This window comes from Chloroflexota bacterium (assembly GCA_026710945.1).
Taxonomy (GTDB): domain Bacteria; phylum Chloroflexota; class UBA11872; order VXOZ01; family VXOZ01; genus VXOZ01.
Map to the genome: position 1 here is coordinate 1 of JAPOQA010000030.1, position 11,466 is coordinate 11,466.

Annotated in this window: 8 protein-coding genes; 4 read left to right on the forward strand and 4 right to left on the reverse strand. The window is 60.5% G+C overall.

From position 1 onward, the window contains the following. Positions 1–563: 563 nt before the first annotated feature. The 4 genes from OXE05_06150 (at position 564) to OXE05_06165 (ending at position 4,037) form a co-directional block, all read left to right on the forward strand. Entirely contained in the window at positions 564–1,565 is a 1,002-nt protein-coding gene (locus OXE05_06150; protein ID MCY4436900.1) for an ATP-binding cassette domain-containing protein, read from the forward strand. Further along, complete coding sequence (locus OXE05_06155) at positions 1,546–2,358, forward strand: ABC-2 family transporter protein (GenBank protein ID MCY4436901.1); 813 nt, start codon at positions 1,546–1,548, stop codon at positions 2,356–2,358. Before OXE05_06150 ends, OXE05_06155 begins: the two co-directional genes overlap by 20 nt. Positions 2,359–2,361: 3 nt before the next feature. Next, entirely contained in the window at positions 2,362–3,150 is a 789-nt protein-coding gene (locus OXE05_06160) for an ABC-2 family transporter protein (protein MCY4436902.1), read from the forward strand. A 137-nt stretch (positions 3,151–3,287) separates the two neighbouring features. Further along, positions 3,288–4,037, forward strand: coding sequence for a hypothetical protein (locus tag OXE05_06165; GenBank protein ID MCY4436903.1), 750 nt, complete (start codon positions 3,288–3,290; stop codon positions 4,035–4,037). 205 nt (positions 4,038–4,242) lie between these two features. On the opposite strand, the gene OXE05_06170 is transcribed toward OXE05_06165, so the two are convergent. From OXE05_06170 to OXE05_06185, 4 genes are all read right to left on the reverse strand, one after another. Beyond that, complete coding sequence (locus tag OXE05_06170) at positions 4,243–5,703, reverse strand: neutral/alkaline non-lysosomal ceramidase N-terminal domain-containing protein (protein MCY4436904.1); 1,461 nt, start codon at positions 5,701–5,703, stop codon at positions 4,243–4,245. A 601-nt stretch (positions 5,704–6,304) separates the two neighbouring features. After that, positions 6,305–7,567, reverse strand: a complete 1,263-nt coding sequence (locus tag OXE05_06175; protein MCY4436905.1) for a DegT/DnrJ/EryC1/StrS family aminotransferase — start codon at positions 7,565–7,567, stop codon at positions 6,305–6,307. Positions 7,568–7,725: 158 nt separating this feature from the next. Continuing rightward, the gene (locus OXE05_06180; GenBank protein MCY4436906.1) at positions 7,726–9,138 is read right to left on the reverse strand and encodes an extracellular solute-binding protein; all 1,413 of its coding nucleotides are present in this window, start codon (positions 9,136–9,138) and stop codon (positions 7,726–7,728) included. A gap of 461 nt (positions 9,139–9,599) precedes the next feature. Further along, complete coding sequence (locus OXE05_06185; protein MCY4436907.1) at positions 9,600–11,012, reverse strand: extracellular solute-binding protein; 1,413 nt, start codon at positions 11,010–11,012, stop codon at positions 9,600–9,602. Positions 11,013–11,466: the final 454 nt, after the last annotated feature.

Sequence of the window (11,466 nt, forward strand, 5' to 3'; positions counted from 1 at the left end):
GCCCTTTACGCTGGGCAGTGTCAAGATGTATCAGGGCAGAATCGGTGTGCATATGTAGAGATTTCAGGAGATCCACCCTCACCCTAACCCTCTCCCGTCGAGGGAGAGGGAACTATTTCGCTACCGCTTGAGTTGCGCAAAAGGCTCCGCGTCGAGGGGGAGGGGACATCCGCGCTGTGGGGGGGGTTATGCAAAGTTCTCATTTGGGATTACTCATTTTCCGTTTGTGCCGAGCCTGTTTTCCGTTCGTGCTGAGCCTGTCGAAGCATCGAACTATAAACAGCCGCATGCCAAATGGACTTGGCAGCCTAACTATTCGAAGTTCGTCATTAAGACTGAGATCGGCGGGCTGGAGAGCCGCTGCCTTTCACCCGAGAAGTGCTTAAGGTACGTGCTAGAATAGCATATGTGAGTCCGTCTGGGTGAACTGGAGCGGCGGATATCTTAGAAATTGCGATGCGCCTTCCCACTTTTCTACACATTGGAAAACTGGATCGGTACGGTGTGCATCGCCGCTAACCCCACATTGATTCACTGCATCAAGAGAGACAAACTTCGCCATTGTGACTGCAATCTCAGTACAGAATCTCTCCAAGTACTATCAGGTCCACCAGAAAGAACCCGGTTTGGTGGGCTCGCTTAAGTCGTTTGTCCTGCGCAAGACGTACGACGTGAAGGCGGTGGATGACATCTCGTTTTCCATCGAGAGCGGCGAGTTGGTCGGTTTCCTGGGGCCCAACGGCGCGGGCAAGACGACCACGCTAAAGGTACTCTCCGGTCTGCTCTATCCCACCGGCGGGGATGTTTCCGTGCTGGGCTACACGCCGTGGCAGCGCCAGGCTGCTTTTCAACGGCGCTTTGCCCTGGTGATGGGACAGAAGAATCAGGTCTGGTGGGACCTGCCACCCATGGAAACCTTCCTTATCAATAAGGAGATTTACGAGGTACCGGACGCGCAGTTTCGGGCCACCCTGGACGAGTTGGTGCAGATTCTGGAACTGGAAAAGGTCATCAACGTGCAGGCGCGCAAGCTCTCGCTGGGCGAGCGCATGAAGTGCGAGTTGCTCGCTGCCTTGCTGCACCGGCCGCAGGTGCTCTTCCTGGACGAGCCCACTATCGGCCTCGACGTGGTGATGCAGCAAAACATCCGCAACTTCGTGCGGGAGTACAATGCCCGCTACGGCGCGACGGTCATCCTCACGAGCCACTACATGCGCGACGTGGAAGCGCTCTGCGACCGGGTGCTCATCATCGACCACGGGCATCTCGTCTTTGACGGCGACCTGGAAACGGTCGTGCGCCGCTACGCCGACTACAAGCTCCTCACCTTGACGTTTGCGACTCCGGTTGCGGAATCCGCGTTGGCAACCTTTGGCGCTGTGGTCTCCTATCGGCCGCGCACCAGCACTTTGCACATCGCCCGTAGCAGCGTGCCGCAGGTCTCCGCCCAACTGCTGCAGGACTACCCTGTCCTTGACCTCAACATCGTCGAACCCGAGGTTGACGAGGTGATCCGTCAATTCTTCTCCGGTGGGCGGCCCGCGCATGCTGAAGTCGCTTCGTAAGCTACGCGCGGTCTTCCTGGCCTCCTGGCAAGAGTCCTTGATATATCGCGCCGAGAGTCTCGTCTGGTTCATCGGCGAGGCGATTATACCGCTCATCATGATCGCCCTTTGGCTGGCGGCGTACCGCACCGTAGACCGAATCGGTGAATACACCGTGCAGGACATGGTGAACTACTACGTCATGTTCTTGATATTGAGCAACCTGCTGACGCCGCATCTGGAGTGGAATACGGGCGATTGGATCCGCAGCGGCGCCTTTTCCGCGCACCTTGTCCGCCCGTTCCCCTATCAACTTTGGCAGCTTGCGGTTGAGGTCGCGTTCAAGGGCGTGCGGGTGGTCTTTCTCGTGCCGATGCTGCTGCTATTTCTTCTTCTGTTTGGGCAGGAGATGCTTGGCGGCTTCGCGCTCAGATGGGAAATCGCGCCGATTCTGCTGGCAAGCATGGTCCTGTCGTTCTTGCTGAATTATTGCCTAAAGCTGTCCCTGGGCCTTTTGGCGTTCTGGGTGGGCCAGACGGCGGGCATTATCGAATCATACGCGGTAGTTACCATGTTCCTGGCTGGGAGCATCATCCCCCTGGACCTCATGCCGGCGGGGGGGGAGCGCGTGACGCACTTCCTGCCGTTCCGCTACCTGTACTTCTTCCAGGTGCAGTTGCTGCAGGGCCGCCTTGACTTTCTATCGGCGCTGAGTGCGCTCGCCATACAGGCGGGATGGCTGCTGGTGTGCTATCTGTTCGTGCAGTGGGTGTTTGCCGCCGGGGTGCGCCGCTACGGCGCGTACGGAGGTTAGGCTATGCAGCGCTACGGGCGCCTCTATCTGGCCTTTGCCAAGAATTCTTTCCTGAATGCGCTGGAATACCGGCTGAGTTTCACGGTTTGGAGCATCGCGACCATTTGCTATGCCGTGGTCTACGTGTCCTCAATCCAAATCATCTTCGGCCACGTGCAGACCATCGGCGGCTGGCGCGTGGAGCAGATGCTCGTGCTGGCAGCGACAGTGATGATCGTGGACGGCATCGTGGAGTCGATCTTTGGCGAGAACATGAACGCGCTCTCCGGCCTTATCAATCGCGGCGAGCTTGACTTCGTGCTGAGCAAGCCGGTGAACACGCGCTTCTACGTTTCGACCCGCAAGTTCGATTGGGACCCGCTGGTGCAGGTGGTGATCGGCGGCGGCGTGCTGTGGTACGCCATCAGCCTGCTGGCGCAGCCTGTGACGTGGATCGGGGCGCTGCTCTATCTCGGGATGGTGGTGTGCGCGTGCCTGATTGCCTATTCGCTCTGGTTTATCATCATTTCGGTGACGTTCTTCGTGGGGCGCCTCAACAACGTGGGACACCTCTACTACAATCTCATCGAGGCCTCTCGCGTGCCCACCGACGTCTTTCGCGGCGCGCTCCGCCTGGGCCTGACGTTCGTGCTGCCGGTGGCCTTTATCGCTACGGTCCCCAGCCAGGCCCTCATGGGCCTCCTCAGCCCTGCCTTCGCCCTCGCGGCAGTTGCCATGACCGCCGGGCTCTTGGTCCTCTCCCACCTCTTCTGGCAACTGGCGCTGACGAAATACTCCAGCGCGAGCAGCTGACTAGGGTAGCATAAAGGTAAGGTGTGTGGGGCTGGGGGCAGTCTTTCCAATGCAGGGGAGTTCACATACTTGCCAATCAGATTCGACAGTCTGGCAGAATAGAAATCGAGAACTAAGGTACGGGAAACGAGATGCCCATGGGCAAATTGGACAAAGGCCTTTTGAAAACAGTTGGCGCGGTCTTAGCGGTGTTGTGTGTAGTATTTCTTGTGGCTTACACTGTTGCATCCAATACGGCTATGTCTGGGGAGATGCTTGGGATTGCCCAAGCTCTTGTCACAATTGTCGCTATCGTCGCCGGTGGGCTTTTTGCTGCCTACAAGTGGCAGGTCTTCCGAGAATCCGAGCCGCACTTGACAATCACACACGAGGTTTCGCACAGGACTGTAGGCGAAAGCTACGTCCCAATTGCCGTGACCGCATCGTTGCATAACAGTTCGAAAGTGCACATAGAATTATTGAAAGGCACTTTCTCATTGCAGCTGCTGTCGCCCACGACAGATGAGCTTGTAGAGTCACTGTACGACGAAGTGTTTGAGAGAGGTTGTCACACTGCCTTGCAGTGGCCGTCTATCGATGAGTCGGAACGTGGTTGGGGCAGGGGAGAGCTGACTGTCGAGCCGGGTGAGTCTCATTCTGAGACAATTGAATTTATCGCGTTAGGTGATGTAGAAACAGTGATGATTTACACTTACTTTTACAATCCGAATTACACGAATAGCGGCAACGCTGCCCAAGGATGGGGAGCAACAACCGTCCATGATATTATTGAATCGCGCGAAAGCAAACATTCTCAAGGAGGTTGCGATGGAGGCAGACGGCAAGAGCACCAAGAAAGTGGTCGTGATAAAGGGAACCAGCCCCAAACTGAGGCCGGCGAAAGTTGAGTCATCGGGAAAGCCTCTGGGCGCTAATGCCGCGCCAAAACCCAATTCCAGTTCTTCATCTTCGCCAAAGTCCTCCTCATCAAATTGAACCAGTAGTTTCACTTGACTACAAGCCATTCTGGAAAGGCGAGTGTGCAGGCTTTCTACCACGGTATTGAGCATGCTTTACTCGAGTGGCAGAGAGCTGCTAGTTGCCAATGACTTGCTAGGGGACGTATACGGGATTTATTCTCATTCTAGCAAGGAGTTCTTGGCAGGCGGAGATGATTATACTCGCGCTATCTGGTGCTATGGTATTGGGCAGGCGATACACCGCGTGGGCACGGTGGACCTCGTAGCCGCCGGCGGGATAAGCGGCGGCGGTGGGGATATAGCCCAGGCAGCCGTTGGTGTAGCCGAGGAAGATGGTGTGGGGGACGGGCGAGCGCGCTTTCACGGTCAGGCCGATTTCGACGAAGGCTTCGCCGGCAACACCTACGATCGCCACGTCGCCAATGCGCAGGGCTTGCACGGCGCATTCCACCTTGCCGTTGACGAGCGGCGGGGTGAGGTACGGGAACGTCTGATGTGAGCGTCCCGCGTCTGCAAGGGGTGGCTGGTCCGTCCAGAGATCGAGTAAGAGGACCTCGGACGCGGCGGCGAGCGCCGGACGCGGCGGTGGGTTGGATTTGCCGCTGGTGGATGAAGGCAGTTCGGACACGCCGAGGGATCTCGCGCTACGCGAACTGTTGGGCCGATGTGCTTCCGTGCTTGGCGAAGTGGTTGATTCGCTTGCCTGGACTTCTTCCCCGCCGGGCGCTGCGCAGGGCTCGTGAGAAATAGGAGTGTCCGCGGTGGGCGCAGCAGGTGATTCGAGATGGCGAGAGGCTTCCGCGCCAAGCGATGCGTACACCCGCAGGGCTTCCGCGCCAAGCATTTGCCCGGTTAGATTGAGCCGCTCTTCCATCTCCATGTCAGGGCCGATAGGCACCAGGTTGCCGGCAGCGCCTTGGGCGAAGAGCAGCGGCGCGCCGACCCCCGGCTCAACGGTCTCCCGCAGGGCGCAGACGAAGTCCGCGGAAATGGCATGGCTCGGCGGGCGCAGCGCCACCAGATGGCAGGCGTAGCTCGTGAGAACGGCCAGCGGCGTACCGTCAACCCCATCAATGCGCACCACGTCCAGGGCCGGGTCCACCGTGCCCTCGGGGAACTCCGGCGTGAAGGCATCGCTGTAGCCGTTGCGGGCGCGCCGGTTGATGCTCGCGTGCACAGATCCTTTGCCCGCCGCAATTTGGCACGGCACGAGCGCCGCCGCGGCTTGGACGACCGACTCCGCAATTGCGTCAAGCAGCGCAACCACTACTTGACGCAGGCTCTCAGGAGTTTCCTCGTTGTACGTTGTGAGTGGTCCCGCGTGGGCGTGAGAGGTGTTGAGCAATACATGTTCGGGCGGGATGCCGGTGCGCTCCTGGATCAGCCGTTGCGCGTAGCGCACCTGCTGCATGGGCAGCGCGCAGAGGTCGCAGGTGACGAGGGCTACGGTTGTAGCACCGTCCGAGAGCACCAATGACGTCGCGTAGATGTCGTCACGCACGGAGTCCGCGCCCTGCTCGCGTCCGCCGTAGCCGATGAGCGGCGTGCCAAGCGGGGGTGTGAGGGTTGTGCGTCCGACACCGGCGTGAAGCATGGCTTTGTCCTTCCTCCAATGAGATCCTGGTAAGAGCGGCTAGGTTGCATAAAAGGTCAAGTTGCGTCGAGACGCGCTGCAGAGCGCTTCGACAGGCTCAGCGCGAACGGCCTATGGGTTGCGCTTCGATAGGCTCAGCGCGAACGGGCTATGGGTTGCGCATCGACAGGCTCAGCGCGAACGGATTGATTGGGCGTGTGCGACGGACGTTGACAGGCTCAGCGCGAACGGGCTATGGGTTGCGCTTCGACAAGCTCAGCGCGAACGGGCTCTGGGTTTCCCTTCGACAAGCTCGGCGCGAACGGGCTATTGGGTTGCGCTTCGACAAGCTCAGCGCGAACGGGCTATTGAGTTGCGCTTCGACAGGCTCAGCGCGAACGGATTGATTGGGCGTGTGCGACGGACGTTGACAGGCTCAGCAGCGCGAACGGGATGACTGCCGGTACTATTCTGTGCATCCACCTGCTACCGGCCTCAGGAAGGGCGAGACTCAGTTTTGGAGAAAACGCCAACTTGCAGTTGGTAATTGGTGGCTCTCTCCGTTCGCCCTGAGCCTGTCGAAGGGCAGGGTGTAGCGAATGATTGCCCTGCGGCAAAAGACCTAGTTTGCTATAGTGGCGAGGTTTTCTTGATTCGCGTGAATCTTACCCACGGCGTCCACGATATCCTGCATGTCCGCACGCGTGCCAAGCAGGAGCGGTTGGTTGAAGCGCAGGGCCTCTTCAGCACACAGGCGTTCCACGTTGGGCAGGTGCAGCTTGGTGTAGTCCATGTTTACCATCGCGGGATGGTTGCAGGCCACGGGGCAATGGTCCCGCATACGCGTGGCGGCCTCTTGGAAGAGCGGGAGTTTGTGCACTGGGTCGCCGTAGCCCAAGGAGCAGGGGATGCCTTCCGCGTGCAGGGCTTTGACAAATGCATTCCGTGAAACTGGAGACCCGGTACTGAATTCAGCGCCAATAAAGCGCACGCCCAAGCCGTGGAGGCCGTCTGCGGTTACGAATGGGTCTACGCGCGTGGGCTCTATGCCGGGAAACGCCGACAGCTCTTCGCGCAGGAAGTCGGCATTCGCCTGGCGGCGGGCCTGGAGATCAGGAAAGCGCTCCAGTTGCGATAGAATCAACGCTGCCGTCATGGCCGTAAGCCGGTAGTTCCAGCCCAACACCTCGTAGTTGATGTGCATGAGCTTGAACGCCCTTTCGGCGAGTTCCGGGTCGTTGGTGACCACGGCCCCGCCCTCGCCGCCGGGTAGGTTCTTGCTCGCTTGGAACGAATACGCGCCCGCGTCCCCAATCGTGCCGAGACGGCGCCCGTTCCACGTCCCGCCGATGCCTTGGGCGGTGTCTTCAATGACGCGGAGGCCGTGGCGTGCCGCGAGCGCAGTGATGGCCGCCATATCGCAGGGCAAGCCGGAAACATGCACTGGCAGCAGCGCGCGGGTCCGGTCGGTGATGAGAGATTCCATCGAGGCGGGGTCAACGTTTTCCGTTTCGGGAATGATGTCGGCAAAGACCGGCACACCGCCTACTTGCAGCACTGCCGTGGCCGTAGCTATGTAGGTATAGGCGGGCAGAATGACCTCGTCGCCGGGCCGCACGCCCGCCGCCTTGAGTGCGACCTCCAATCCGGCCGTGCCGCTCGCCAACGCCACCACATGGTCCGCGCCGGTGAATTCCTTGAGCGCTTCTTCCAGCGCCTCAACGCGGTCGCTGCGCCAGCGATTCCACTTGCCGCTGCGCAGCACGGCGGCCACGGCGGCGATGTCATCCTCGGTAGCTAGAGGCCAGGAAGGCCATGGGCGCTCTTTGGTTTTACGCACCGGCGTCCCGCCGGCGATGGCGAGTTGATCTACGGACACAGACATGCGGCGCCGCCTTTCTACGACGGAGGGGCACGGCACCCCGTACCCCTCCTATTCTCTTAGCAAACGAACTACTGTCGGTCGCCTGCGGCGATGCTCCTCGCTCTCTACAAGAGCAGATGCGTCAGTCGCCACGTGTCGCGACACATCGGACAGCTAGGCTACTCAGGAATCTCAGCCTGTATCTGCTGCCGCAGGGCGTTCATCGTCTCCACCACGTCGCCTTGGCCGCGATAGAGCGCGTCCAGAGCGGGTGTGATGATCTGGTCGAATATGGGATTACGCCAGTTGGGCAGCACCCGCAAGCCGTCGTACCGGCTCGCGTTTGCCAGCGAGTTGGCGTAGGCTTCCACGCGGATCTTCTCGGCCACGTCGCCGCCGTAGAGCTCGCGCGCCCAGACTTCAAAGTGGTCGAGACGCGCCGGCGCATTGCCGCGGCCGATGGCCCAGTTGGGATGCGTGGCATGCCACTTGATGAGCTCCCAGCCCTCATCCTGCACCTTGCTCGCGCCAATCAGGCCGTTGGAGTCGAGCGCCTGCGCCGAGGCCGTGTGCATGAACGTGGGCAGCGGCGCATAGGCAAACGGCTTGCCTTCCTGCACGCCTTGGGCGATGGCAAACGTGCCGCCGCCGGAGGTTTGCAAGAACGCGAGCTTGCCGTTGAGGAAGTTGTTGCGGGTGTTGCCGGTGCCGAAGGTATCGTTGAGTTCGCCCGGCACGGGCATCACGCGGTGCTTTGACGACAGATCGGTGAGGTAACGGATGGCGTCGATCATTTCCGGTGAATCGCAGACCACGGTCTTGAAGTCTTCCGCTACCCAGCGGGCGCCCCAGAAGGGCCCCCAGTTCGCCGCAATCACGCCGCGGCCGATGTTGCCGATGCCGAAGTGGAGCGGATTCTCGCCCTCGCGCTGGGTTGTCTTGACCAGGGCTTCCAAGAACGTCTCGGCGTTCCAGCTCGGGTCGCCCCATTCCACGGGCGGATCGGAGACGCCGGCGTTGGCCAGGATTTCCTTGTTGTAGGGCATGACCGGCCAGTTGCCGCCAGATTGGTTCGGCAGACCCAACACGTTTTCCCCGTACATGACGCCGTCGCGGAAGAGTTGTTGCGGGTAGATGCTGAGATCATAATTGTCGCGCTTGATCAGCGGCGAAACATCGATGATGTGGCCTTGCGTGAAGACCTCCACTTGGGCGAGCCAGATCACGTCAGGCGGCTCACCGGCAGCCACCAGAGTGTTGAATTTATCGTAGTATGGCCCTTCTCTGAGGATGGTCTCGAGGTCGATGTTTGGATGGTCATTCTCGAAGGGTTCTTCGATGAGGGTGGGATAGAGTTCGAGATGTCGCGCATTGAGGGCCACGTAGTGACTAACCGTGACGCGTTCCGCAGGCGCGGGCGCTTCTTCCGTCTTGGCGGGGGCTTCTTCCTCGGCGGCTTGTTCCGGCTGCGCGGCCGGGGCCGTTGCGACAGTGCCGCAAGCGGCGAGGATTCCGGCGGCGCCGAGGCCGCCGAAACCCATGAGCAGGTCGCGGCGCAAAAGTGTGGCGTGTTGCAGATTGCGTTTCGTCATGACATCTAACCTCCAAAAGTTAAGAATCAGACAACGCTCTTCTTGTAGCCGTCGTTCTGGCTATGCTTGCCTCCTCTCTCAGCCCGTTGCCGGCACTTTCCAGTGCCTCGGATAGGGATGCAAGCGCATCCCTATCCTCAGTGACGCTCCTATGTGTTAGACGGACTTGCCGTCTTAGCTGATGGTTCGACATTTTTGTATTGATGGGTAGGAGCGCCGGTAGCACAGGTTTGTAACCTGTGCCCAGCCCCTCGGTTTGGTGTGCTCGTTCCACGCTATGGCAAGTCGGCGCAGAGCCTGCCCCGTACGTGATACGGGGTTGCAAACGTGTCCTGAGCACTTCGGCAGGCTCAGTACAGGCTCTGTCGAAGGGACTACGCTACCCATCAATACAATCGTGTTGGACTACTAGTCTGCGATTCATTTGCCGGCAGCTAAGTCTGGCACGTGCGCAAACGCGGCTACTCGACCTCCGGCATCTCGCCTTCGATCTGGACCTTGAGCTGTTCCAGGGTTTCCTTCACGTCGCCTTCGCCGTTGTAGAGCTTGGTCATGGCCGGGCCGACCATATCCCGCCAGATGGGTATACGCCAGTTGGGCAAGGAGAAGACGGGATCGATGGTAACCGCGTGCGCCAGGGATTCGCGGTATACTTCAACCCGAGCTTCCGCCGCGAAACCGCCGTACACCGCCTCACCCCAGGCATCGAAGTGGTCTTGGCGCGAAGGCGCGTTGCCGCGCGTAATCGCCCAGTTGGGCGTATCGGCTTGCCACTTGATGAATTCCCAGCCCTCGTCGGGGTGCTTGGCGCCGTTGATGATGCCGTTGGGGTCGACGGCTTGACCCGAACCGACAATGCCAAACTTGGGAATGGGCGCGAATCCGTAGGGCTTGCCGTCCTTCACGGCCTCGGCGACGGCAAAGGTCTGGCCGCCGGAAGTGCGGAAGAACGCCAGCTTGCCGTCGAAGAAGAGGTCGCGGGCGTTGCCGGTGCCGAAGACTTCGTTCAGTTGGCCGGGCTTGTCCATGACGCGATAGCGCGCCACGAGATCCGTAATGTACTGGATGCCCGCAATCATCTCCTCGCTATCGCACGTGACCGACTTGAGGTCTTCACTCACCCAACTGCCGGCCCACATGGGACCCCAGTAGACCATCACGCCCGCGCCGATGCCGTTGATGCCGAAGCGAGTGGGGTTGTCGCCTTCCCACTTCGCGACCTTCTGCAAGGCTTCCAGCCAGGCTTCGGCGTTCCAGCTATCGTCCGTCCACGTGAGCGGCGGATCGCTGATGCCTTCACTGGCCAGAATTTCCTTGTTGTACGGCATCACCGGCCACGAGCCGCCCGACTGGTTGGGCAGACCGAGCACGTCGCCCTGCCACATGGCGAGGGTCTTCATGGCGCCAGCGGGAAAGACGCTGATGTCGTAATTGTCACGCTTCACATAGTCGGTTACGTGGGTGAAGACGCCGCGCAGATACGCCTCTGGGTATGAGAACCATGAGGTGTCCGGCGGCTCACCGGCGGCGACGAGCGCGTGGAGCTTATCGTAAAAGGGCCCTTCGCGGAGCACTGTCTCGACCTGAATGCCGGGGAACGCGGCTTGAAACTCATCCACGACCATGGTGGGATAGAGCTCCTGCTGGCGGTCGTTGAGCGCCGTGTAGTACTGGATGGTGACCGGTTCCGCTTCTTTGGGCGCTTCCTCGGCCTTTGCGGATTCCTCTGCTTCGGCTTCTTGCTCCGGCGCTGAAGCAGGAGCAGTGGTCACCGTGCCGCAGGCGGCGAGCCCGATCGCCCCTGCGGAAATGACTGAATACTGCAAAAGGTCGCGGCGACGAAGACCGCGTACTGTTATGCTCCGAGCGTCCATATTGGAACCCCCTTCTTGTGCGCAGTGCGCAAACTATGTCGAACCCTACACTATCGGCATTTGCCTGGACACTAAGCACCTTGCGTGAATTTGTGCCGCGCTTTGCGCCGCGGAGCGGGGGACAAGCCCCCGCGCTGCACATTGCCAACAGTGCCACGGAGCGGGGGCAAGCCCCCGCGCTACGTACTGCCAACAGCGTCACGGAGCGGGGGACAAGCCCCCGCGCTACGCTCTGCCAACAGCGCCGCGGAGCGGGGGACAAGCCCCCGCGCTACACGGTGCCAACAGCGCCGCGGAGCGGGAGATAAGCCCCCGCGCTACGCAGTGATAACAGCGCCACGGAGCGGTGGACAAGCCCCCGCGCAACGCATTGACAACAGTCGGGGGGGGGGGGGGGGGGCCCCCCGCCGCCCCCCGTTGCACAGCCCAAAAAACAAGCGGCGCGACAGGGGAC